At 70.0% G+C, this 22,338-nt stretch carries 18 protein-coding genes and 1 tRNA gene; 12 read left to right on the plus strand and 7 right to left on the minus strand.

Annotated features, from left to right (window positions below; genetic code table 11):
- Positions 1-74: 74 nt before the first annotated feature.
- From ACI6GS_RS06055 to ACI6GS_RS06075, 5 genes are all read left to right on the plus strand, one after another.
- Positions 75-1,967 (plus strand): hypothetical protein, encoded by a 1,893-nt coding sequence (locus tag ACI6GS_RS06055; RefSeq protein WP_439816888.1) that lies wholly within the window; start codon positions 75-77, stop codon positions 1,965-1,967.
- A gap of 277 nt (positions 1,968-2,244) precedes the next feature.
- A complete protein-coding gene (locus ACI6GS_RS06060) occupies positions 2,245-3,192 on the plus strand; it encodes a sulfonate ABC transporter substrate-binding protein (RefSeq protein ID WP_439816889.1) in 948 nt (315 codons plus the stop codon).
- The gene (ssuD, locus tag ACI6GS_RS06065) at positions 3,189-4,385 is read left to right on the plus strand and encodes an FMNH2-dependent alkanesulfonate monooxygenase (protein ID WP_439816890.1); all 1,197 of its coding nucleotides are present in this window, start codon (positions 3,189-3,191) and stop codon (positions 4,383-4,385) included. The genes ACI6GS_RS06060 and ssuD overlap by 4 nt, the downstream gene beginning before the upstream one ends.
- Positions 4,382-5,248 carry an aliphatic sulfonate ABC transporter permease SsuC gene (ssuC, locus tag ACI6GS_RS06070; RefSeq protein ID WP_439816891.1) on the plus strand — a complete coding sequence of 289 codons (867 nt, stop codon included), beginning with the start codon at positions 4,382-4,384 and terminating at the stop codon, positions 5,246-5,248. Before ssuD ends, ssuC begins: the two co-directional genes overlap by 4 nt.
- A complete protein-coding gene (locus ACI6GS_RS06075; RefSeq protein ID WP_439816892.1) occupies positions 5,245-5,979 on the plus strand; it encodes an ABC transporter ATP-binding protein in 735 nt (244 codons plus the stop codon). The genes ssuC and ACI6GS_RS06075 overlap by 4 nt, the downstream gene beginning before the upstream one ends.
- Positions 5,980-6,001: 22 nt before the next feature.
- Here ACI6GS_RS06075 and ACI6GS_RS06080 read toward each other — a convergent pair whose 3' ends face one another.
- The gene (locus tag ACI6GS_RS06080) at positions 6,002-7,540 is read right to left on the minus strand and encodes a UxaA family hydrolase (protein WP_439816893.1); all 1,539 of its coding nucleotides are present in this window, start codon (positions 7,538-7,540) and stop codon (positions 6,002-6,004) included.
- 163 nt (positions 7,541-7,703) lie between these two features.
- Between ACI6GS_RS06080 and ACI6GS_RS06085 the strand changes: the two genes are divergently transcribed.
- Entirely contained in the window at positions 7,704-8,405 is a 702-nt protein-coding gene (locus tag ACI6GS_RS06085) for a Crp/Fnr family transcriptional regulator (RefSeq protein ID WP_439817936.1), read from the plus strand.
- On the opposite strand, the gene ACI6GS_RS06090 is transcribed toward ACI6GS_RS06085, so the two are convergent.
- Positions 8,406-9,548 (minus strand): alpha/beta fold hydrolase, encoded by a 1,143-nt coding sequence (locus ACI6GS_RS06090; protein ID WP_439816894.1) that lies wholly within the window; start codon positions 9,546-9,548, stop codon positions 8,406-8,408.
- Positions 9,549-9,744: 196 nt separating this feature from the next.
- On the opposite strand from ACI6GS_RS06090, the gene ACI6GS_RS06095 reads away from it, so the two are divergent.
- A complete protein-coding gene (locus ACI6GS_RS06095; RefSeq protein WP_439816895.1) occupies positions 9,745-10,230 on the plus strand; it encodes a nuclear transport factor 2 family protein in 486 nt (161 codons plus the stop codon).
- A complete protein-coding gene (locus tag ACI6GS_RS06100; RefSeq protein ID WP_439816896.1) occupies positions 10,227-11,642 on the plus strand; it encodes an amidase in 1,416 nt (471 codons plus the stop codon). The genes ACI6GS_RS06095 and ACI6GS_RS06100 overlap by 4 nt, the downstream gene beginning before the upstream one ends.
- A gap of 42 nt (positions 11,643-11,684) precedes the next feature.
- On the opposite strand, the gene ACI6GS_RS06105 is transcribed toward ACI6GS_RS06100, so the two are convergent.
- Together ACI6GS_RS06105 and ACI6GS_RS06110 are read right to left on the minus strand one after the other, a co-directional pair.
- The gene (locus ACI6GS_RS06105) at positions 11,685-12,542 is read right to left on the minus strand and encodes a fumarylacetoacetate hydrolase family protein (RefSeq protein ID WP_439816897.1); all 858 of its coding nucleotides are present in this window, start codon (positions 12,540-12,542) and stop codon (positions 11,685-11,687) included.
- 259 nt (positions 12,543-12,801) lie between these two features.
- Positions 12,802-13,713, minus strand: coding sequence for a LysR substrate-binding domain-containing protein (locus tag ACI6GS_RS06110; RefSeq protein ID WP_439816898.1), 912 nt, complete (start codon positions 13,711-13,713; stop codon positions 12,802-12,804).
- A 208-nt stretch (positions 13,714-13,921) separates the two neighbouring features.
- Here ACI6GS_RS06110 and ACI6GS_RS06115 point away from each other — a divergent pair, with 208 nt between their 5' ends.
- The 4 genes from ACI6GS_RS06115 to ACI6GS_RS06130 are packed head-to-tail and all read left to right on the plus strand — an operon-like array spanning position 13,922 to position 18,680.
- Positions 13,922-14,605, plus strand: coding sequence for a hydrolase (locus ACI6GS_RS06115; RefSeq protein WP_439816899.1), 684 nt, complete (start codon positions 13,922-13,924; stop codon positions 14,603-14,605).
- Positions 14,606-14,631: 26 nt separating this feature from the next.
- Positions 14,632-16,257 (plus strand): MFS transporter, encoded by a 1,626-nt coding sequence (locus ACI6GS_RS06120; RefSeq protein WP_439816900.1) that lies wholly within the window; start codon positions 14,632-14,634, stop codon positions 16,255-16,257.
- The gene (locus ACI6GS_RS06125) at positions 16,254-18,239 is read left to right on the plus strand and encodes an amidohydrolase (protein ID WP_439816901.1); all 1,986 of its coding nucleotides are present in this window, start codon (positions 16,254-16,256) and stop codon (positions 18,237-18,239) included. Before ACI6GS_RS06120 ends, ACI6GS_RS06125 begins: the two co-directional genes overlap by 4 nt.
- A 3-nt stretch (positions 18,240-18,242) precedes the next feature.
- Positions 18,243-18,680: a DoxX family protein gene (locus tag ACI6GS_RS06130; protein WP_439816902.1), complete on the plus strand. Its 438-nt coding sequence runs from the start codon at positions 18,243-18,245 to the stop codon at positions 18,678-18,680.
- Positions 18,681-18,911: 231 nt separating this feature from the next.
- Here ACI6GS_RS06130 and ACI6GS_RS06135 read toward each other — a convergent pair.
- From ACI6GS_RS06135 to ACI6GS_RS06145, 3 genes are all read right to left on the minus strand, one after another.
- Positions 18,912-18,988, minus strand: a tRNA-Arg gene (locus ACI6GS_RS06135).
- A 72-nt stretch (positions 18,989-19,060) separates the two neighbouring features.
- Positions 19,061-20,539: a sensor histidine kinase gene (locus ACI6GS_RS06140; protein ID WP_439816903.1), complete on the minus strand. Its 1,479-nt coding sequence runs from the start codon at positions 20,537-20,539 to the stop codon at positions 19,061-19,063.
- Positions 20,540-20,645: 106 nt separating this feature from the next.
- Complete coding sequence (locus tag ACI6GS_RS06145) at positions 20,646-22,334, minus strand: thiamine pyrophosphate-dependent enzyme (RefSeq protein ID WP_439816904.1); 1,689 nt, start codon at positions 22,332-22,334, stop codon at positions 20,646-20,648.
- Positions 22,335-22,338 lie beyond the last annotated feature (4 nt).

The following is a 22,338-nucleotide window of genomic DNA, read 5'->3' on the forward strand; positions in this document are numbered from 1 at the left end:
GCCCCCTCGGCCCGCGCTGCGATCCGTGGGATCGTGCGCACGGACCGTCGGTGTGGTCCATGTGGAGGCGTGGCATGGTCGATCGTCGATCCTGGACCCGGCGTGATCTGGGCGGGCTGATCCTGGGCGGGGCGGCGGGCCTGGGCGTGAAGGCCGGGCGGGCGGGCGCGCAGGACGGAGGACAGGCGGGGGCAGGCCTGTTGCGCAGCACCGACTTCGGCATCGTGGCCGATGGCGGCGCCACCGACCAGGCGGCGCGCATCAACGCCATGCTCGCCGCCTCGGCCAACCAGCGCATGCAGGGCGGCAGCCAGCGCGAGGTCGTCTTCAGCGGCGGCGGGACCGTTGCGACCGGCCCCCTGACCGTGCCGCACAGCAATATCCGCATCATTTTCGACGGCGACCTGCAGCTGGTGCCGTTCAGCGTGGCGGCCGGGGGCATCCAGTGGTCGGGGCGGGATGTCGACACCTATCTCTCCCTGGCCGCCGACGCGGCGGCAGGCGGCACGTCCGTCCGCGTCGCCGATGCGGCGGGCCTGGCGGCCGGCCAATGGTGCCGCATCGCCAGCGAGCGTCCGCTGCCCGACGTGCCCAACGACGCCGGCAAGACATGCGGCCAGATCGTGCGGATCGCCGCCGTGGAGGGTGGCACCGTCCATTTCGACAGCGCCCTGTTCTATGACTATGCCGTGGCCGACGGGGCAAAGCTGGGCGCCTTCGCCAGCTTCCTGGAGAACATCACGATCGAGGGATTCCGCTGGGGCAGCATGGATGCCAAGCGCGGCGGGCGCGGCATCTCGCTGGCCTTTGCCGCGCATGTCCGGATCGATGGTGCCCGCCTTGAGCACACGCGCGACATGGACGGCAAGGAATCGAGCGGACGCGACGGGATCATCCTGGGCGACGTGGTCGACGCGGTGATCAACGAGCCGGTCATGACGCAGATCGGCTGGTATGGCGTCGCCGTCGACCGTGCCTGCCGCGACATCACGCTGAAGGGGGGCACGTTCGTGGGCGCCCGCCATGCCGTGTCCGTCGGCGCAAACGGCACTTATGGCGAGCCGGTCGACCTGGGCTTCTTCGGTGTGGTCAGCCGCGAGTCGACTCTGTCGGCCTTTGACACGCACGAGGTGGGGCGCCGCATCACCTTCGATTCCTGCGTGTCGGAGGGCCATGGCGACAATGGCGGCCAGGTCCGCACCAGCTTCGTCACCCATCGCAACTGCCGCTATGTCGGCGGTCGCAAGGCGGTGAGCGATGGGGTGAAGATCGCGACGAACGCCGGCCGCAGCCTGCGCGGCACGGTGATCGAGCGCCTGGTCGCAACCGGCAATGGCCGCTTCGGCATCAACAACGGCGCCATGGACACCGTGATCAGCGACGCCGAATGCGTCGGCAACGGCCTGGGCGGCATCGCCACCAATGGAGGCCGGATCACGGGCGGCCGCGTGGAGGAAAACGGCAAGGGCTCGGGCATCGGCATCCAGTATCCGGCCACGCCGGTCCATCCGGCCGGCCCGCTGCTGGTCTCGGGCGTCGCCCTGGCGCGCGACGGCCGGCGGCAGGCGATGGCCCTGCGCGGCCTGGCCGCGACCGGCTTCGGCCAGGTGACGGTCGAGGATTGCGACCTCAGCGGCAACTACCAGTACTGGGCCTCGGTCCCCGGCACGGAGGCCGTGGCTCCCCCGGCCCTGCGCCGCATCACCTGGACCAGGGGAGCGCCCCGGTCGGGAACGATGACGCTTGTGGCGGGCAAGGCGAACGTCGCCACCAAGGCCGTCCGCGCGGTCAAGGCTGCATCCGGGGGAGGCGGCGCGATCAGTCCGCTGCAGAGCCAGGTCCACCTGATTCCTGCCGGGGGAACCCTGCGCGGCACCCTGAGCGTCGTGGTGATCGACCAGGCCTCCTTCACCGTCACCTCCACCGACCCGACCGACACCGCCACCCTCGCCTGGTCGGTCGAATAGAGGCGGGTCGCCTCCCGCGGGGGCATCAATTAAACAAGATTTTAGTGGAAAAATTCTTATACATCTGGGTGATGCAGGAATTACGTTGTCGCGTTCAATTTTGCCGTGATTTGATCAGCCCATGTTCATGCGAGCCTTTCACCGATCCCGCGCACCTGCCCTGTGGGCCTGCTGCTGCCGGACTTCGCTGCGCCCGACCTGAGGCCGGGAGGGGTGCTGCTGCCCCTTGGATACTGACCGGCGCCCCAAGACGCCCCCCAAATGATGGAGACTGGTGATGACACTGCGTTTGCGGCTGGCCGCACTTGGCCTGGTGGCGGCGCTGGGCACCGCCCTGCTGGCGGGTGCTGCCCAGGCCGAGACGGTGCTGCGCGTCGGCTACCAGAAGTACGGCACGCTGGTCCTGCTCAAGGAGCGCGGCCTGCTGGAGGAGAAGCTTAAGCCGCTGGGCGTCAGCGTGACCTGGACCGAGTTTCCAGGCGGGCCCCAGCTGCTGGAGGCGCTGAACGTCGGCGCCATCGACTTCGGCACCACGGGGGAGGCGCCGCCAATCTTCGCGCAGGCGGCCGGCGCGCCGCTGCTCTATGTCGGGTACGAGCCGCCGGCGCCCAAGGGCGAGGCGATCTTGGTGCCCAAGGACAGCGCGATCCAGTCGATCGCCGACCTGAAGGGGCGCAAGGTCGCCCTGAACAAGGGCTCCAACGTCCACTACCTGCTGATCAAGGCGCTGGAGGCCAATGGCCTGCAGATCACCGATATCGAGCCGATCTACCTTCCGCCGGCCGACGCCCGCGCCGCGTTCGAGCGGGGCTCGGTCGATGCCTGGGTCATCTGGGACCCGTTCCTCGCCGCGGCCGAGGCGGCAACCGGCGCGCGCCAGCTGGCCAATGGCGAGGGGCTGGTCGCGAACACCCAGTTCTTCCTGGCCGAGAAGGCCTTCACCACCGCCAATCCGCAGGTCATCGACACGGTCCTGGCCGCCCTGGTCGAGGTCGAGGACTGGGCCGCCAAGGACACCAAGGCGGTCGCAGCCGAGCTGTCGCCCCGGGTCGGCATCCCGGCGCCCATCCTGGAAGTGGCCATCGGCCGCCTGACGTTCGGCGTCAAGCCGCTGACGCCCGAAGTGGTCGCGGCCCAGCAGGAGATCGCCGACACGTTCCACCGCGTGGGCCTGCTGCCCAAGCCGATCACGGTCAGCGACGCCGTGCGGGGAGGTGGGTCATGAGTGCGGCCGAACGCGCCAATGTCCTGTGGTTCATCCCGACCCACGGCGACGGCCATCACCTGGGCACGACGGTCGGGGCCCGTGCGGTCACCTTCAACTACCTGAAGCAGATCGCGCAGGCCGCGGACGAGCTGGGCTATTACGGCGTCCTGCTGCCGACCGGGCGCTCCTGCGAGGACAGCTGGGTCATCGCCTCTGCCCTGGCGCCACTGACCCGGCGCCTGCGTTTCCTGGTTGCCTTCCGGCCGGGGCTGCAGCCGCCGACCGTCGCCGCGCGCATGGCGGCGACGCTGGACCGCGTGTCCGAGGGGCGCCTGCTGATCAACATCGTGACGGGCGGCGACCCGGCCGAGAATGCCGGCGACGGCATCTTCCTCAGCCATGCCGAACGCTATGAGATCACGCGCGAGTTCCTGATCGCGTGGAAAGCGCTGATGGCGGGCGACACCGTCAATGTCGACGGCAAGCACCTGCGGATCGAGGACGGCCGCCTGCTTTTCCCGGCCGTCCAGCAGCCGCACCCGCCGCTCTATTTCGGGGGCTCGTCCGACGTCGCGTCCGAGGTGGCGGCCGAGCATGTCGACCTCTACCTGACCTGGGGCGAACCCCCGGCCCAGGTGGCGGAGAAGATCGCCCATGTCCGCAGGCTGGCCGAGGCACGCGGCCGTACGGTGCGCTTCGGCATCCGCCTGCACGTCGTGGTCCGGCGCACCACGTCGGCTGCATGGGATGCCGCGAACGACCTGATCGCCCACCTGGACGAGGCGACGATCGCCGCCGCCCAGGCGGCCTTCGCGCGCATGGATTCGGTTGGCCAGCAGCGCATGCGCGAACTGCACGGCGGCCGCCGCGACAAGCTGGAGATCAGCCCCAACCTGTGGGCCGGCATCGGCCTGGTCCGGGGCGGCGCCGGCACGGCCCTGGTGGGGGATGCCGAGACAGTCGCCGCCCGCATGCGGGAGTACATGGCGCTCGGCATCGACAGCTTCATCCTCTCGGGCTACCCGCACCTGGAGGAATCCTACCGCTTCGCCGAGCTGGTCTTCCCGCACCTGCCCCTGGCGGACACGACCGGCCGGCCCCCGGTCGTCGCGGGCAATTTCGGGCCGTTCGGCGAGACCATCGCCAACGACCTGCGACCGGACCAGCGTCCCCTGGTCCACCCCGTGACGCGCCAGGCCTCGTCGTCATGAGCATCCTGGCCCAGGACGCCACGGTGGCGAAGGCGGGCCGCAGTGCGGCACGCCCGTCGGCGGCGGTGCGGCTGCGCGGGCTGGCCGACAGCCTGACCGGCTGGATCGTGCCGGTCGTGCTGCTGGTCGCGTGGGAGGTGGCGGCACGCGCCGGCTGGCTTTCGGCCCGCGTCCTGCCGGCGCCCAGCGACGTCGCGGCGGCGTTCTGGGTCAGTTTCAGCGACGGCTCGCTGCTCCACCATGTCGGCGTCAGCACCGAGCGGGCCTTGAAGGGCCTCGTGATCGGTGGCGGCCTGGGCTTCGCCCTGGGCGTGCTGACGGGTACGTCGCGCATCGCGGAGAAGCTGCTGGACAGCACCGTCCAGATGCTGCGCAACGTGCCGCATTTGGCCATCATCCCGCTGGTCATCCTGTGGTTCGGCATCGACGAGAGCGCCAAGATCTTCCTGGTCGCGATCGGCGTGGCTTTCCCGATCTACCTCAACACCTTCCACGGCATCCGCACCGTCGACCGCGGCCTGATCGAGATGGCGCGGGTCTATGGCCTGAACCGCTGGGCGCTGTACACGCGCGTGATCCTGCCGGGCGCGCTGCCCTCGATCCTGGTGGGCTTGCGCTATTCCCTGGGCATCATGTGGCTGACCCTGATCGTGGCCGAGACGATCTCCGCCTCCGCCGGCATCGGCTACATGACGATGAACGCGCGCGAGTTCCTGATGACCGACGTCGTGCTGCTCGGCATCCTGATCTATGCCCTGCTGGGCAAGCTGGCCGACATGGCCACCCGCTGGCTGGAGCGCAAGGCGCTGGCCTGGCATCCCGCCTACCAGGCGCAGGGCGACACGCCCAGGGGGCCCGCATGAGCGCGCAGCCGGCCCAGGCAGAGCAGCCGCAGGGGACGGCCGTCCGCCTGCGGCACGTGGGCAAGTCCTTTGGCGACCGTCGGGTCCTTGCCGGCATCGACCTTGATCTTGCGCCGGGGTCGTTCGTGGCCGTCGTCGGGCGCAGCGGCGGCGGCAAGTCGACCCTGCTGCGCCTTCTGGCGGGCCTGGACCACGCCGACCACGGGACCGTGGCGATCGGCGGTCGCCCGGTCGCCGGCCTGCAACCACAGGTCCGCATGCTGTTCCAGGATCCGCGCCTGCTGCCCTGGGCGCGTGTCGTGGACAATGTCGGCATTGCCCGGGCCGCCGGCTGGCGCGACCGGGCGCAGGCGGTGCTGCGGCAGGTCGGCCTGGGCGACCGCGCCCAGGACTGGCCCTCGGTCCTGTCGGGCGGGCAGCGCCAGCGCGTCGCCCTGGCGCGGGCGCTGGTCGATCGGCCGGGCGTGCTCCTGCTCGACGAACCGTTCGGCGCGCTGGACGCCCTGACCCGGGCCGAGATGCACCAGCTGCTCCTGGACCTGTGGGGCGCGCATGGCTTCACGACGATCCTGATCACCCATGACGTGGCCGAGGCCGTGACGCTGGCCGACCGCGTGCTGGTGCTGCGCGACGGTCGCTTCGCTCTTGACCTCGCCATCGACCTGCCCCGCCCGCGCGCGGCCGGGCCAGGGCGCGCGGCACTGGAGGCCCAGGTCCTGGCCGCGGTCTGACCTGGTGCCGGATGGCGATCCCCTAGAGCATCACGCCCATGTCCCAGGGGGCGAACTCCTCGTCGCCATAGCCGAGGCGTTCGCTGCACGTCTGGCGGCCGGATGCGGTGGCGAGTATGTCGTCGAAGATGCGGGCGCCGGCGGCTTCGATCGTTTCGTCACCGTCCAGGATCGTGCCGCAATTGATGTCCATGTCGTCCGGCATGCGGCGGAACAGGTCGGAATTGCTCGCCAGCTTCAGCGACGGGCACGGCTTGCAGCCGAAAGCGGAGCCGCGGCCGGTGGTGAAGCACAGGACGTTGGCACCGCCCGCAACCTGGGCGGTCGCCCCGACCGGATCGAAGGCGGGCGCATCCATGAACACCAGGCCCTGCTCCGTCACCCGCTCGGCATAGTCATAGACGGCCATCAGGGGTGAAGTGCCGCCCTTCGCGATCGAGCCCAGCGACTTCTCGATGATCGTGGTCAGGCCGCCGGCCTTGTTGCCTGGCGACGGATTGTTGTTGATGACCATGCCGTTGCGTGCGGCGAAGTCCTCCCACCACGTCACGCGGGCGACGAACTTCTCGCCGACCGCCCGGGTGATGGCGCGGCGGGTCAGGACATGCTCGGCGCCATAGCATTCGGTCGTCTCCGACAGGATCGCCGTGGCGCCCTGGGCGACCAGGAGATCGACGGCAACGCCCAGGGCGGCGTTGACGCTGACGCCCGAATAGCCGTCAGAGCCGCCACATTGGAGGGCGACCTTCAGGGCGGCAGCGGGGACAGGAACCCGGCGCACGGCGTTGGCCCGCCCGAGTGCCGCTTCGACCTGGGCGATCCCGGCGCGGACGGTCGCTGCCGTGCCGCCGGATTGCTGGATGACCAGGGCCTGCCCCTCGGCCCCGCCAAGCACGCCGGTCAGGTCGCCCACCTCGCAGCCCAGGCCGATGATGACGACCGCCGCAAAGTTGGGATGCGCGGCATAGCCCGCGAGGCAGCGGCGCAGCGCCTCCACCCCCGCCACCTTGGCATCAAGGCCGCAGCCGCGCTTGTGCGTCAGTGCCACGACGCCGTCGACGTTGGGGTATAACCCCAGCCGCCCCCGGAAGTGATCCGCCACCATCCGGGCGACGGTGGCCGAACAGTTCACGCTGGAGATCACGCCGATATAGTTGCGCGTGGCGATGCGCCCGTCCGCCCGCACGATGCCCTGGAACGTCCGGCTCTCGCGCGCGACGGGAGGGGGCCGCACCTCGGAGCAGAAGGCGTAGTCGCGCACGAAGTCGAGCATGTCCAGGTTGTGCAGGTGGACATGCGCGCCGGCCGCAATGTCGGTGGAGGCCGCGCCGATCAGCGAATTGTAGCGCCTGATCGCCTGCCCCTTTGCCAGCCCCCAACGCGCGACCTTGTGCCCGGCGGGCACGGCGTCCTGGACCACCAACCCGTCGTGGAGCCGTTCGCCAGGGACGAGCGGCCGGAGCGCGATCAGCACATCGTCCGCCGCGTTCAGGAGCAGGGTTGCCGGCCGCTCCCTGGCCGCAGGGGTTCCGACGGGGTGCGGCGTCAAGTCGACGGTCATGGCGGCTTTCCGGACTGTCGTTCCTGCCTGGAACGGGGCGTGGCGGGTCCGGTCATCGCCAGCGACGACCGTCGCCCCGGGGTACGCCGTCGCGGCCAATGCGACTGTCAAGGCTGTTACAGTCCCGGATCCGTTGCGATGGCTGGATCGCGAGGTGAGCCTGATGACCCGGCACGATGCACCCCTGAATGTCGAGCGCATGGCCGTGCCCGGCGTCGCGGCCGACGTCCTGCAATGGCTGTCGCCGCCGGCATGCGATGCCTTTGCCCGTGCAGCCGTGCGTCGACGCGTGGGGGCCGGCGGCTTCATCTTCCAGCATGGCGATGCCGGGCAGGCAATGTACCGCGTGCTGGAGGGGACGGTGCGCCTGACCCTGATGCGCAGCGACGGGCAGCAGATGATCTATGGCCTGATGGGTCCGGGCGAATGCCTCGCCGCCAGCAGCCTGATCGACGACCACCCCCTGCCCCAGACGGCGGAGGCCCTGGACGACGTGCTGCTCCAGGTCGTCGCTGCGCCCGCGTTTGCCCGGCTGCGGTCGGAGCACCGGGAGTTCGACAATGCCCTGCTCCACCTCTTCGCGCGGCGCCTGCGGACGCTCAGCATCCAGATCGGCACCGCGCGCCTGGCGGACCTGCCCAGCCAGGTTGCCCTGCGCCTGCTCGAGTTGGTCCGGCGGGACGACTCGGGCCGCCTGATGGTAGCGGTGACCCATGCCGACCTGGCGATGTTCGTCAGCGTCTCGCGCCAATCGGTCCACCGGGTCCTGAAGGGCCTGGTCGCGGACGGCCTGATCGCCTTGCACTATGGCGCGATCGAGCTGCGCGACCTGGACGGCCTCAGGGCGAGGGCGGAATTCCTCTGATCAGCGGCTGAGGAACGGGATCAGCCGCTCCGCAACGGCTGTCGGTTGTTCCTGCTGCAGCCAATGGCCGGCGCCTGCGATGAAATGCGGCGTGATCGGTGTCGGGGCCAGGCGCGCGCTCATCGCCTCCAGGGCGCCGGGGGATTGGAAGGTGGCCCAGTCTCCAGCACCTGCCAGGAACAGGACCGGGCATTCCACCTGGCGCCCGGCATAGAGGCCGAGGTCGCGCGCCATGTCGCCCCGCATGGCGCTGCGATACCAGTGCATGCCGCCCTGGAAGCCTGTCCGCGAGAACTCCGCCGCGACGAAGCCCAGGTCCGCCTCGCTCAGCCAGGCGCAGCGCGCAATCTGCTCCCCCGACGGCATGTGCGCGGCGGAAATCTCCGCCATCGTCCGGTCCGCCGGCATGATGTAGTAGGCCGGCATCCGGACCAGTTCCTCGGCGCTCCATGCCTCCAGGGCCTGGGGATGGTTGCCCGGCCAGTCCGCACTCTTGTGGTGGTAATAGCCGCGCAGCATGGCGGCGACGCCCTGCGGACAGGACCCCATGTCCTGGTTCGCTTGCGGACCCGCATAGTAGAGCAGGTAGTGCCGACGGGGGCTGGGCAGGGCCAGCAGTGCGCGGTGGATCGGATCGTCTTCGGGCGCCCCCGCCAGGCGGGTGCCCAGTGCGGGCGCCCCGGCAAAGGGCGTGCCGAGCAGCGCGAGGCGCCGGAACAGGTCTGGCCGGACCAGCGCGCAAGTGCCCGCGACGAGCGATCCGAAGTCATGGCCCACGACGGCCGCCACGCTGTCCAGCCCCAGGCCGCCCAGCAGCGCCACCACGTCGCCGGCCAGGCGAAGGAGCGAATAGGGCTCGACAGGATCGCGATAGGACACCGGGTCCGGCGTCGTCCGGCCATAGCCGCGCTGGTCCGGCGCCACCACGTGATAGCCGGCCTGCGCCAGCAGCGGCATGAGCCGCCGCCAGCAGAAGGCGAGCTCCGGAAAGCCGTGCAGCAGCAGGACGGTGCCGGCGGACCCCGACGCGTCACCCGCCTCCAGGATGTGCATGCGCTGGCCGTTGGTGGTGTCCACGAAGCGGGAGCGGATTCCGGCGGGCAGGACGGCCTGGGGCAGTGGGTCGATCAGTGATGCAGCCATGCCTGTCCGTCCTGTCCTCGATCGTGCCTGCGCGGCCGGAGCCACGTTCCGGATCGCCTCGACTACCGGGACGGGCGCCCCGGCACTGTCACCTTTGTTACAGAATCGACCCATGGCAAGCCGCAGACTGGCCCCTGGCCGCAACGTCACCGGTCGTTCTCACACCCCGCCCGGTACGAAAACATAGAGAAGAACAATGACATCGAACCTGGAAGCCGACCTGAAGCGGCTGATCGACCGGCAGGAGATCGAAGCGCTCAAGTACCGCTATGCCTATCTGTGCGACCAGGACTATGACGCGGACGCGCTCGCCGAACTGTTCACGCCGGACGCGACGTGGGATGGCGACGGTTTCGGCGTGCAGAAGGGGCAGGCCGCAATCAAGGCGTTCTTCGTGAATGCGGGCCGCAGCATCTCGTTCGCGACGCACTACCTGCTCAACCCGCTCATCGAGATCGACGGCGACGCGGCCACGGGCACCTGGATGCTCTGGCAGTCAATGGTCATGCGGGACACGGCCCAGGCCTATTGGCTGATGGGCCGCTACACCGACACCTATGTCCGGGTCGATGGTCAGTGGAAGATCGCATCGCTGAAAATGACGATGCTGTCCTTCACGCCCTATGAGGAGGGACCGGGCAAGACCCTGATCGCCACCCTGGGCGGGCGGTCGCAATCATGACCCTTGACGATCTGTGCTGCGGCACGATTTCGGATGTCGCGCCCCTGATCGCCAGCGGGGCTCTCTCCCCGGTCGAGCTGACCGCGGCGATGCTGCAGCGGATCGAGCGCATCGATCCCACCCTCCATGCCTATGTCCATGTCGATCCCGCAAGCGCCCTTCGCGCGGCCGAGGCGGCGCAGTCCAGGATCCGGGCCGGCGGCTATCGCGGGCCGCTCGACGGCGTGCCGCTGGGGATCAAGGACATATTCGACACCGCGGCGATGCCGACCGAGTCGGGCTCGGCCGTGCTGCGTGGGCGGATCCCACCCAACAATGCCCATGTGGTCGACCGGCTGGAGGACGCCGGGGCGATCAATCTGGGCAAACAGGCAACCGCCGAGTTTGCCTTCATGGGCTATCCCCCAAGCGTCGCCCCCGCGCCGGTCAACCCATGGGCGGCAGATCGGACGCCCGGCATGTCGTCGGGGGGCTCGGCGGTCGCTGTCGCCGCGGCACTCTGCTTCGGCGCGCTTGGCTCGGATACCGGCGGCTCGATCCGCTTTCCCAGCGCGGTCAATGGCATCGTCGGACTGAAGCCGACCTTCGGCCGGGTCAGCCGGCGCGGCGTGCATCCGTTCTCGGCGACGCTTGACCATGTCGGTCCATTCGCCCGATCCGTGGCCGATGTCGCCCTGCTCTACCAGGCCATCGCCGGTCATGACGCGGGCGACCCGTTCAGCGCCGCCGCACCGGTGGGTGAGCCGCTGGCGACGATCGGCGATGGGGTCCGCGGCCTGCGCCTGGGCTTCGACCTCCGCTATGTCGAGACCTATGCGGAAGCCGAGGTCGTCCAGGCGACCCTGGCGGCCCTGTCCCGTCTGGAACAGGCAGGCATGGTCGTGGTGGAGGTCGATCTCCTGGGCATTCCGGAGGTCTGCCATCACTGGCTGGCGGTTGGCGGGTCGGAAGCCCTGCTGGCCTATGGCCGCGAGCGGTTCCACCAGACGGCCGACCAGTTCGGCCGCAACGTCCGGGACCTGCTCGGCTTCGGCGACCGGACGACGGCCGACGACCTGGTCCGGGCGACGGCGACGCGCAGGCGGACGGCGACCCAGCTCGACGTGGCGTTCGGGGCGGCGGACTACCTGCTCCTGCCAGGCACCGGCTCGCGCGTGCCGCCGCTCGCCGCCATCGCGGTCGAGCCGGAGATCCCGGCGGAGGCCTATGGGGCGGCCCTTGCCTTCACGGCGCCGTTCAACTTCAGCGGCCATCCGACCCTGTCGCTGCCCAATGGGCTCGACGGCGATGGCCTGCCGTTCGGCCTGCAACTGGTCGCCCGGCCGTTCGACGAAGCCGGGCTGCTGAAGGTGGGCTACACCGCGGAGCTTTCCGCGCCCACCCTGACCCGCCCGTACGGCCCAGGGGCCTGAGGCGATCGGGCGTCGGACCCGGTGTCCGACGCCGACCCCTCCCTATTCGTCGCGGACGACGTTGCGCAGGACGCCCAGCCCCTCAAGCTCGACCTCGACGACATCGCCGGGCCGCATCCACAGCGGCGGCGTCCGCGCGCCACCCACGCCGGCCGGCGTGCCCGTCACGATCATGTCGCCCGGCTCCAGCGTCATGGCTTCGCTCAAGGTCGCGACCAGGGTCGCTACGTCGAAGAGCATGTCGTTCGTGCTGGCATCCTGCACCACGACGCCATTGAGGCGCGTCTGAAGGCGCAAGCCCCGGCATCCCGGCGGCAGGGCGTCGGCGGTCACCAGCCACGGCCCGAACGGGCCGCTGCGATCGAAGTTCTTGCCGACCGTCCATTGCGACGTGCGCATCTGGTAGTCCCGCACCGACACGTCGTTGAACAGGGCATAGGCGGCGACATGGTCGAGCGCCGCCGCGCGCGCGATGTGCCTGCCACGCCTGCCGATCACGGCGACGAACTCGCCCTCGTAGTCGAGCTGGTCCGAGACCCGCGGCCGGACGATCGCCTGATCATGCCCGATCAGGGTCGACGGGAACCGGGCAAACACCACCGGATGGTCCGGGGCGGGCGCTGCGAACTCCGCGGAATGGTCCGCGTAGTTGAGGCCGACGCACAGGATCTTGCCCGGTCTCGCCAGCGGCGGCAGGAATTCCGCGCGCGTCAGGTCGATCGCCTGGCCGCCGGCCAGGACCTCGGCCGCCGCGGCAAGCGCCTCCGGCCCCTGGCCCAGGAGCGAGTCGACGTCGCCGGGACAGGCTGGGTCGCCGAGGATCAAGCCATGGAACACGCCATCGGCGCGCGCGGCGGCCACGCCCCGCGCGCCATCCAGGGCATACCGTGCCAGGTGCATCGCGCTACTCCTTGGCCGGCTGGTTGGGGCGGGACCGTGTGGCCTGGGCGCAGACCCACCGGATCTGCGCCCAGGCGGACGGGCGACGGCGGTGGAACGGGACGTTGAGCATTGGTGAGACCGGCAACGGTTGAGGACGGGCTTGCCGTACCGTCTGCCGGACTCCACGACTGTCAGGAAGCCGACATTCCTGCCCCGTCAGACCGCCGGACGGTCCATCCAGGAATGGACGGGCACAAGGTGAGAGAAGGCTCCCGGTTCAGACTGCCATGCCGTCCCAGGCGGGATTGTGGGCGAAGCGTTCGACCAGGAAGTCGATCAGGACGCGCACCTTTACCGCGAGGTGGCGGGTCGGCGGGTAAAGGGCGCAGATCGTCAGCGGCGGGGCGTGGAAGTCGTCCAGCACGGTCTGGAGGCGGCCCGAGTTCAGCTCGGCCGCGGCGATGAAGGTGGGCAGCAGGGCGATGCCGTGCCCGGCGACCGCCAGGTCGCGCAGGACTTCGGCATTGTTGCTGCACAGGCGCCAGGGCACGGCGATCCAGTGGTCGCCGTCAGCACCCGTCAGCTTCCACTGGAGGCCCGTACCGAGATAGCCATAGGACAGGCACTCGTGCAGGCGCAGGTCCTCAGGATGGCTGGGCGCGCCGCGGGCGGCAAGGTAGCCGGGCGAGGCGCAGAACAGGCGGCGGGCCGGCACGATGGCCCGGGCGATCAGACTGGACGACTGCAGGTCTGCGATGCGGATCGTAACGTCGAACCCCTCCTGCACCGTGTCGACCTGCTGGTCGCTGAGCACCAGCTGGACCTTCAGGTCGGGATAGCGCGGGATGAAGTCGGCCAGCGCCTTGCCCAGGACAAGGGTGCCGAACGACATCGGCGCGTTGATCCGCAGGATGCCGCGCGGATTGTCCTGAAGCTGGGCGGCGGCGCGGTCGGCGTCCGCGATGTCGCCCAGGATCGCCGTGCAGCGCGCGTAGTATTCCTGGCCGTTCTGCGTCGTGCTTATGCTGCGCGTCGTGCGACTGAGCAACTGCACGCCCAGGTCCTGCTCCAGGTCCAGGATGTACTTGCTGATCACCGAACGGGACAGGCGCAGTTCGCGCGCGGCGCGGGCAAAGCTGCCCAGTTCGACGACACGGACGAAGGCACGCATGCAGACCAGCTTGTCCACCCTGGATTGTCCTTCCCCTGTGCCCAGTGGCCGGATGCTTGGGACAATTGTCCCTGCTATCCGACGATAGCACGAGGACGGAACCGGCCATGGATTTGTCTCCATACCGGAAACAGTGAATCCATGGTGCGTCGGATTGTCCGAAGGGTGAGGCCATTCTAGTCTCTCGACCAGACCGCAACCCGCCGTGAAGAGGAGGGATTCCGAAATGTCGTACTACCTGGACGTGCTGACGCCGCAGAACTGCCAGCTGATCTTCATCGACCAGCAGCCGCAGATGGCCTTTGGCGTGCAGTCGATCGACCGCCAGACCCTGAAGAACAACGTCGTCGGCCTGGCCAAGGCGGCGCGCGTGTTCGGCATCCCGACCACGATCACAACGGTCGAGACGGACAGCTTTTCCGGCAATACCTATCCCGAACTGCTGGGCGTCTTCCCGGAGCACAAGATCCTGGAGCGGACGTCGATGAACTCGTGGGACGACCAGAACGTCCGCGATGCGCTGGCCGCCAACCAGCGCAAGAAGATCGTCGTGGCCGGCCTGTGGACCGAGGTCTGCAACACGACCTTTGCCCTGTGCGCGATGAAGGACGCCGACTACCAGATCTACATGGTGGCCGATGCCTCCGGCGGGACGTCGGTCGACGCCCACAAGTTCGCGATGGACCGGATGGTCCAGGCGGGTGTGGTGCCCGTGACCTGGCAGCAGGTGATGTTGGAGTGGCAGCGCGACTGGGCGCGCAAGGAAACCTATGACGCCGTGACCGCCATCGTGAAGGAGCATTCGGGCGCCTATGGCATGGGCATCGACTATGCCGTCACCCATGTCCATGGCGGCCCGGAGCGCGTGAAGCACGGCGAGCGGATCGGACCCAACCCGGCCCAGGTCTGAACGGTACGGCTGCCCGGCGGCACGCCATGACCGAGCCCGTCCAAGCGCACCAGCCGCCGGCCGAGGGGGCTGCCCTGGCGCCGCTGCGCCACCGCGTCTTCCTGGCGCTGTGGCTGGCGACCGTCGTGTCCAATGTGGGCACGTGGATGCAGAACGCCGCCGCCGGCTGGCTGATGACCGGCCTGACCCAGGACGCGTTCATCGTGTCGCTGGTCCAGGTCGCGACCATGCTGCCGGTCGTGCTGCTGGGCCTGCCGGCCGGGGCGCTGGCGGACATCATGGACCGGCGGCGGCTGCTGGTCGTCATCAACCTAGGCCTGACTGCGGTGGTGGCGGTGCTGGGCGTGATCGTCTGGCTGGACCAGGTAACGCCAGGGATCCTGCTGGCTTTCACCTTCCTGGTGGGGGTGGGGTCGGCGCTGGTCGCCCCGTCCTGGCAGGCGGTCGTGCCGCAGCTGGTGCCGCGCCAGGATCTTCAGGCCGCGATCTCGCTCAACAGCGTCGGGATCAACATCAGCCGCGCGCTGGGGCCGGCCCTGGCCGGCGTCATCATCGGCACGCTTGGTCTGGCCGCCCCGTTCTGGTTCAACGCGGTCAGCACGCTGGGCGTCGTCGCGGTCCTGCTGTGGTGGCGGCCGGCGCCGGCGGGGTCCCGCGACCTGCCGGCGGAGCGGTTTCATTCCGCCCTGCGGGTCGGCTGGCGCCATGCCCGGCATAACCGGCACCTGATGGCAACCTTGGTGCGGGCGGCCGGCTTCTTCCTGTTCGCAAGTGCCTATTGGGCGCTGCTGCCGCTGGTGGCGCGCGACCAGATCGCCAGCGGGCCGCAGGTCTATGGCCTGCTGCTGGGCACGATCGGGGTCGGCGCCGTTGGTGGCGCGTTCCTGCTGCCCGTGCTGAAGGCGAAGCTGGGCCCCGACCGGCTGGTCGCTGCGGCGACGATCGGGACGGCCTTGGCGCTGGTCCTGTTCGGGGTGGCGCATGCCGCCTGGGTCGGGCTGATCGCGTCCCTGGTGGCGGGCGTCGCCTGGATCGCGGTGCTGGCACCGATCAATGTCTCGGCCCAGGTCGCCCTGCCCGACTGGGTCAAGGGACGGGGCCTGGCCCTGTTCGCGATGACCCAGTTCGGCGCCATGACCCTGGGCAGTGCGTTGTGGGGCCAGGTGGCGGAGCTGACCTCCCTCACGGTTGCACATCTCGCGGCGGCGGCCGGTGCGGTTGTCGCGATCCCGCTGCTGGCGCGCTGGCACCTGCACACCGGCGCTGCGGTCGACATGACGCCGTCCATGCACTGGCCCGCTCCCGTCGTCTCGGCCGAGGTGGCGCAGGACCGCGGCCCGGTGCGGATCAGCGTCGAATACCGGATCGCCGCCGCCGACCATGATGCCTTCCTGGCCGCCATCGCCGAGTTCAGGACCGAGCGCCTGCGCGACGGCGCCTATGACTGGCAGCTGTTCGAGGATGCGGAGAATGGCGGCACGCTGGTCGAGACGTTCCTGGTGCCGTCGTGGTTGGAGCACCTGCGCCAGCACCATCGCGTGACCGGTGCCGACCGCGACGTCCAGGCCCGCGTCGCCCGCTTCCACCAGGGGCCGACACCGCCGCTCGTCCGGCACATGATTGCCCTGCGTCCGCCCAAGGATCCGACATGACCCGACTGACCCGTCGCCAGGCCGGTGCCGGCCTGGCCGCCACTACCTTGGCCGCCACTGGCCTGCTGTCCGCCGCTGGCCCGCTGGGCGCAAACAGGAGCTTCGCCATGGCAACGCCCGACCCCGACCTGATCCTGGTCAATGGCCGCTTCACGACGCTGGACCGCGCCAATCCCATGGCCGAGGCGGTCGCAGTCGCCCATGGCCGCTTCGTCGCCGTCGGGACGATGGCCGAGGTCATGGCCCTCAAAGGGGCGGCGACCAAGGTGATCGACCTGCAGGGGCAGAGCGTCCTGCCCGGCCTGATCGACAATCACCTCCACATCATCCGCGGCGGCCTGAACTTCAACATGGAGTTGCGCTGGGACGGCGTGCGGTCGCTGGCGGACGCCATGGCCATGCTGAGGGCGCAGGTCGCGATCACGCCGCCGCCGCAATGGGTGCGCGTGGTCGGGGGCTTTACCGAGCATCAGTTCGCGGAGAAGCGCCTGCCGACGATCGAGGAGATCAATGCGGTGGCGCCCGACACACCGGTCTTCCTGCTGCACCTCTATGACCGGGCGTTGCTGAACGGGGCGGCATTGCGGGCGGTCGGCTATACGAAGGATACGCCGCAGCCGCCGGGTGGCGAGATCACGCGCGACGCCGCCGGCAACCCGACCGGCCTGCTCCTGGCCAAGCCCAATGCCGCGATCCTCTACGCGACATTGGCAAAGGGGCCGAAGCTGCCCTTCGACTACCAGCTCAATTCGACCCGCCATTTCATGCGCGAGTTGAACCGCCTGGGCGTCACGGGGGCCATCGATGCCGGCGGCGGTTTCCAGAACTATCCGGACGACTATGCCGTCATCCAGAAGCTGGCAGATGAGGACCAGCTGACCATCCGGCTGGCCTATAACCTGTTCACGCAGAAGGCGAAGCAGGAAAAGGACGACTTCCTGAACTGGACGGCCACGTCGCAGTACAAGCAGGGCACCGACTATTTCCGGCACAACGGGGCCGGCGAAATGCTGGTCTTCTCCGCCGCCGACTTCGAGGACTTCCGCGTCGAACGGCCCGACATGCCGCCCGAGATGGAGGGTGAACTGGAGGGGGTGGTGCGCATCCTGGCCCAGAACCGCTGGCCGTGGCGCATGCACGCGACCTATGACGAGACGATCGCCCGTGCCCTCGACGTGTTCGAGAAGGTCAACACGGATGTGCCACTGGCCGGGTTGAACTGGTTCTTCGACCATGCCGAGACGATCTCGGAACGGTCGATCGACCGAATCGCGGCCCTCGGCGGCGGCGTCGCGGTCCAGCACCGCATGGCCTATCAGGGCGAATACTTCGTGGAGCGCTACGGCGCTGCCGCGGCGGAGGCGACGCCACCGGTTGCCCGCATGCTGGAGAAGGGCATCCGCACCTCCGCGGGGACCGACGCGACGCGCGTCGCCTCCTACAATCCGTGGGTGGCCTTGTCCTGGCTGGTCACCGGGCGGACGGTGGGTGGTCTTCGCCTGACGCCGCAGCGCAACTGCCTGGATCGTGAGACGGCGCTGCGCATGTGGACCGAGAACGTCACCTGGTTCTCGAACGAGGAGGGCAAGAAGGGGCGCATCGCGGTCGGGCAGCTGGCCGACCTGATCGTGCCGGACCGGGACTATTTCGCCTGTCCCGAAGCTGAGATCGCCGATATGTCGAGCACGCTGACGGTCGTGGGCGGCAAGGTCGTCTACGCTGCCGGTCCGTTTGCCAGCCTGGACAACCCGCCGCCGCCGGCCATGCCCGACTGGTCGCCGGTGCGCACCTATGGCGGCTATGCCGCCTGGGGCCGCAAGGAGCAGGCGGGCGTGCAGCGTCGGGCGCAGAGCCTGTGCGGGTGTGCCAACAGCTGTACCGTCCATGGGCACGACCATGCCTCGGCCTGGGCCGGCCGGGTGCCGGTCACTGACCTGAAGAGCTTCTGGGGTGCGTTGGGCTGCGCCTGCTGGGCGGTCTGAGCCATGGCGCTGGCGACACGAGCGGAGGCGGCGCTGCGCCCGATCCTGGCGGCGCAGGTCCTGTACCGGCTGGCGTTGCTGGGCCTGTGCGCCGCCTATATCCAGGGCGGCTTCAACAAGGCGATGGATTTCACCGGGGCCAAGGCGGAGATGATCCATTTCGGCCTGGTGCCGGAGGCGCCCTTTGCGCTGGCCGTGATCGTGCTGGAACTGGGCGCCTCGCTGCTGGTCCTGTGGGGGAAGGGCCGCTGGCTGGGGGCACTTGCCCTGGCCGGCTTCACGCTCGTGGCGACGCTGATGGCCAACCGTTATTGGGAGGTCGAGGGGCCGGAGCGGTTCATGCTGGCCAATGCCTTCTACGAGCACCTGGGCCTGGTTGGCGGCTTCCTCCTGGTCGTCTGGGTCGACTGGACAGGCAGGAGCGAGCGGGTCGGCCAGTGAACTGCATCCGGCCCGATGCCTGCAATGCCCGGTCGGATGCGGGCCGGACGGTCCGGGCTGTCCCTGCCCGACGGACGGCGCCGAACCTCACAGCGCGACCCGCGTTCGGTCATCCCGACGATCAAGGTTGAAGACCGCCGCATCCGGATCATCGGCGAGAAGGCGTCGCTCGCCCACGCCATCGTCGGCCGCGAAACCGCAGCCGGCGGAGTTCCAGGACTTGTACGCCGTTGGTGCGCCCGGCGGGATTCGAACCCACGACCCCAGGATTAGGAATCCTGTGCTCTATCCTGCTGAGCTACGGGCGCCCAAGGGGCTGGTCGGCGCCTATAGCGACCGGAGTGGGGGGCCGTGTCAAGCCGGGCCTTCGGCGGGCGGGGTCAGGCGGCGACAGGGGCCGTCAGGACCCGCTCCGCCGGCAGGACGAGGCGGACGCTGGTGCCCCGGCCTGGCGTGCTCTCCAGCTCGACGCGGCCGCCATGGCGGGCCAGCAGGCCGCGGGTGATGGCAAAGCCCAGGCCCGCCCCCTCGCGCTCGTCGCGCGCCATCGCGTCGTGGGCGCGGACGCCGGAGAGCAGGCTGGCCACCTTGTCCGGCGGCATGCCGCAGCCGGTGTCGTCGATGCGGATCGTCACCCCCTCCACGCTGCCCTCCACGGTCACGACGATGCGATCGCCCGATCCCGTGAACTTGACCGCGTTGGCCAGGATGTTGGCCAGTGCCTGGCGCAGGGCCCGGCGGTCGGCCCACACGGCGACGCCCCGGCGATCTTCCGCCGCGCGTTCGAGCACGACGCCCTGGGCTTCGGCCTTGGTGGCGACCAGGGTCTGGGCGGCGGCGATGGTTTCGTCGAGGTCGACCTGCTCGACCTTCAGGGCGAACTCGCCCGCGTCGAGGCGGGACAGGTCGAGCAGGTCGTTGACCAGCGACAGCAGGTGCCGGCCGCTGTCCTCCACATGCGCCACGTATTGGGTATAGCGGGGCGAGCCGGCAGGCCCGAACAGGCCCATGCGCATGATCTCGGCAAAGCCGATCACGGCATTGAGCGGGGTGCGCAGCTCGTGGCTCATCTGCGCCAGGAAACGGCTCTTGCCCAGGCTTGCCTGTTCCGCTTCGACGCGCGCCGCCTCGAGCTCGGTCGTGCGGGCGGCGACGCGGGCGTCGAGCTCGCGGTTGAGGCGCACCAGGTCGGCCTGCACCTCGGCCCGCTCGGCCCGGATCGTGGCCCGGCTGTGCGCGGCGGCGGCGCTGGCCTGGGTGATGATGGCGATGCCCGAGGCCAGGTTGACGACGAAGGCAATGCTACGCAGATGCGGCGGCACCGGGTCTGGCGGCAGCAGGCGCAGCAGCTCGGCCAGCAGCAGCAGCCCAGCCAGGACGATCGCGCCCAGCGCCGCCCGCCGGGTCAGGCCGGGTGTGCCGGCGACGCCGGTCGAGGCCAGGCCCGCGATCAGCAGCACCAGCGCCGGCGACTGGACACCGCCGGTGGTGCCGGCAATCGCCAGGACCGAAATCGTGCCGTGCGCCGCGGCCTGGGCCAGCACGGTGCGGATCGGCCAGCCATGGCGCAGCAGCAGGCAGCAGGCCACCGGCCATGCCATCGTGTAGGCATAGGCCAGCCACTGCGGGAGGCTGATCGCCGGCTGGATCAACAGCGCGATGCCGGCATTGGCGCCGATGAGCGCCGCCACCGTCAGCATGTAGATGACCAGCGCCACCGGCGCACTGTCCTGCACCGCCGCGGCCGAGGGCAGGAACGGCCGGACCACCGCCTGCGTCAGGCGATGGACGCCCGAATCCCGGACGCCGCCAAGCGATCCGGGCGGCGCGGACGGGTCAGGGGGAAGCGGCGTGCTCAAGGGGTGGTGGATCCGGGATCTGCCATCATGAAAACGCGGCAGGGTGTTAGTGTCAAGTATAGACAATTCGCCGGCAGAGGAGGAAGCGCCGTTCCACCGGCGGGGCTCAGGTCGCGGCGCCGCGCAGCGCGCTGAGCGTTGTACGGGTGGTGATCGCCTCTGGATCCAGGGCCAGCGTCAGGAGGGCGGGACGCCCCTCCGCCAGTGCCGCCAGGGCGGCGTCCAGGGCGGGCTCCAGCGCTGCGGTGGCGGTCACGGCCTGGCCGAAAGCGCCGAAGGCCCGGGCGAAGGCCGCGAAATCGGGATTGCGCAGGTCGGTTGCGAAGGGCTGGCCGGGATAGCGCCGTTCCTGGTGCATGCGGATCGTGCCGTACATGCCGTTGTCGACCACCAGGATCAGGGGGGCGGCGCCATGCAGCATGGCCGTCGCGATCTCTGTCCCCGACATCAGGAAGCCGCCATCGCCGACAAAGGCGCAGACGGTACGGCGCGGGGCGACCAGGGCCGCCGCGATGGCCGCAGGTACGGCATAGCCCATCGCCCCGCTGGTCGGAGCCAGCTGGGTGCGGTAGGCGCCATAGGGCCAGAAGCGCTGGACCCAGCCGGAGAAGTTGCCGGCGTCGTTGACCATGATCGTGTCGCGCGGCAGGCGCTGCCGCAGCAGGGTCATGAGCACACCCATGTCGAGCGCGCCCGGCGCCGTCGCGGGCACGGCGGCCGCCTGGTAGTCGGCGCGCGCGGCCGCCCACCAGTCGTGCCACGCCGGCCTGATGGGCGGCGGCAGGGCGGCCAGCGCGGCCGCCAGCGGGGGCATGGTGGCGACGAGCCCCAGGTCCGGCTGGTAGACCCGGCCCAGTTCGCCTACGTCGGGATGGACATGGAGCAGGGCCTGGGTCGGCACGGGCGGCACGACCAGCGCATAGCCCTGGGTCGTGATCTCGCCCAGGCGCGCGCCCAGGACCAGGAGCAGGTCGGCCGCCCGCACGCGGGCCGCCAGCGCGGGGTCGGTTCCGGTGCCCAGTTCGCCGACATGGGCCAGGCTGGCCGGGGGCACGATGTCCTGGCAGCGGAACGAGGCGGCGACCGGCAGCGACCAGCGCTCGGCAAAGGCCGTGACATCGGCCGCGGCCGCAGGCGTCCAGCCACCGCCGCCGACCACGACCAAAGGACGCTTGGCCTGGGCCAGGCGTGCGGCCAGCGCGGCGACATCCTCGGCCGCCGGGCGGATCGCCGTGGGCCGCACGGGCGGCGTGTCGGCGACCGTGACCACCTCCGCCAGGACATCCTCGGGCAGGGAGAGAACGACCGGGCCGGGGCGGCCCGCCTGCATGACGTGGAAGGCACGGGCCAGCAGTTCCGGCAGGCGGGAGGCGTCCGTCACCTCTGCCGCCCACTTGGCGGTCCAGCCGAACAGCCGCTCGACATCGAATTCCTGGAAGCCCTCGCGGCCGCGGGCGGCGCGCTCCACCTGGCCCAGCAGCAGCAGGACGGGCGTCGAATCCTGGAACGCGGTGTGGATGCCGATCGCGGCGTGGCAGGCGCCAGGCCCGCGCGTGGCAAAGACGACGTGCGCCCGGCCCGTCAGCTTGGCCGCTGCCTCCGCCATGTTGGCGGCCGCCGCCTCGTGCCGGCAGACGATGGTGCGGATGCGGTCCGCCCGCGCGCGCAAGGCGTCCAGCGCCGGCAGGTAGCTCTCGCCCGGGACGCAGAAGACGTGGGTCGCGCCGTGTGTGACCAGTGCATCGACCAGGACCTCGCCCCCGGTCCTGGCCCGGGGTGCCGCATCCTGGCTCATGCCG

Origin of the sequence: Zavarzinia sp. CC-PAN008 (genome assembly GCF_051903925.1) — a bacterium.
Classification (GTDB): Bacteria; Pseudomonadota; Alphaproteobacteria; order Zavarziniales; family Zavarziniaceae.

Excerpts from the sequence above, each read along its gene's own strand:
- ACI6GS_RS06055 (WP_439816888.1), top strand. The coding sequence starts at position 75 with ATGGTCGATCGTCGATCCTGGACCCGGCGTGATCTGGGCGGGCTGATC.
- ACI6GS_RS06060 (WP_439816889.1), top strand. The coding sequence starts at position 2,245 with ATGACACTGCGTTTGCGGCTGGCCGCACTTGGCCTGGTGGCGGCGCTG.
- ssuD (WP_439816890.1), top strand. The coding sequence starts at position 3,189 with ATGAGTGCGGCCGAACGCGCCAATGTCCTGTGGTTCATCCCGACCCAC.
- ssuC (WP_439816891.1), top strand. The coding sequence starts at position 4,382 with ATGAGCATCCTGGCCCAGGACGCCACGGTGGCGAAGGCGGGCCGCAGT.
- ACI6GS_RS06075 (WP_439816892.1), top strand. The coding sequence starts at position 5,245 with ATGAGCGCGCAGCCGGCCCAGGCAGAGCAGCCGCAGGGGACGGCCGTC.
- ACI6GS_RS06080 (WP_439816893.1), bottom strand. The coding sequence starts at position 7,540 with ATGACCGTCGACTTGACGCCGCACCCCGTCGGAACCCCTGCGGCCAGG.
- ACI6GS_RS06085 (WP_439817936.1), top strand. The coding sequence starts at position 7,704 with ATGACCCGGCACGATGCACCCCTGAATGTCGAGCGCATGGCCGTGCCC.
- ACI6GS_RS06090 (WP_439816894.1), bottom strand. The coding sequence starts at position 9,548 with ATGGCTGCATCACTGATCGACCCACTGCCCCAGGCCGTCCTGCCCGCC.
- ACI6GS_RS06095 (WP_439816895.1), top strand. The coding sequence starts at position 9,745 with ATGACATCGAACCTGGAAGCCGACCTGAAGCGGCTGATCGACCGGCAG.
- ACI6GS_RS06100 (WP_439816896.1), top strand. The coding sequence starts at position 10,227 with ATGACCCTTGACGATCTGTGCTGCGGCACGATTTCGGATGTCGCGCCC.
- ACI6GS_RS06105 (WP_439816897.1), bottom strand. The coding sequence starts at position 12,542 with ATGCACCTGGCACGGTATGCCCTGGATGGCGCGCGGGGCGTGGCCGCC.
- ACI6GS_RS06115 (WP_439816899.1), top strand. The coding sequence starts at position 13,922 with ATGTCGTACTACCTGGACGTGCTGACGCCGCAGAACTGCCAGCTGATC.
- ACI6GS_RS06120 (WP_439816900.1), top strand. The coding sequence starts at position 14,632 with ATGACCGAGCCCGTCCAAGCGCACCAGCCGCCGGCCGAGGGGGCTGCC.
- ACI6GS_RS06125 (WP_439816901.1), top strand. The coding sequence starts at position 16,254 with ATGACCCGACTGACCCGTCGCCAGGCCGGTGCCGGCCTGGCCGCCACT.
- ACI6GS_RS06130 (WP_439816902.1), top strand. The coding sequence starts at position 18,243 with ATGGCGCTGGCGACACGAGCGGAGGCGGCGCTGCGCCCGATCCTGGCG.
- ACI6GS_RS06145 (WP_439816904.1), bottom strand. The coding sequence starts at position 22,334 with ATGAGCCAGGATGCGGCACCCCGGGCCAGGACCGGGGGCGAGGTCCTG.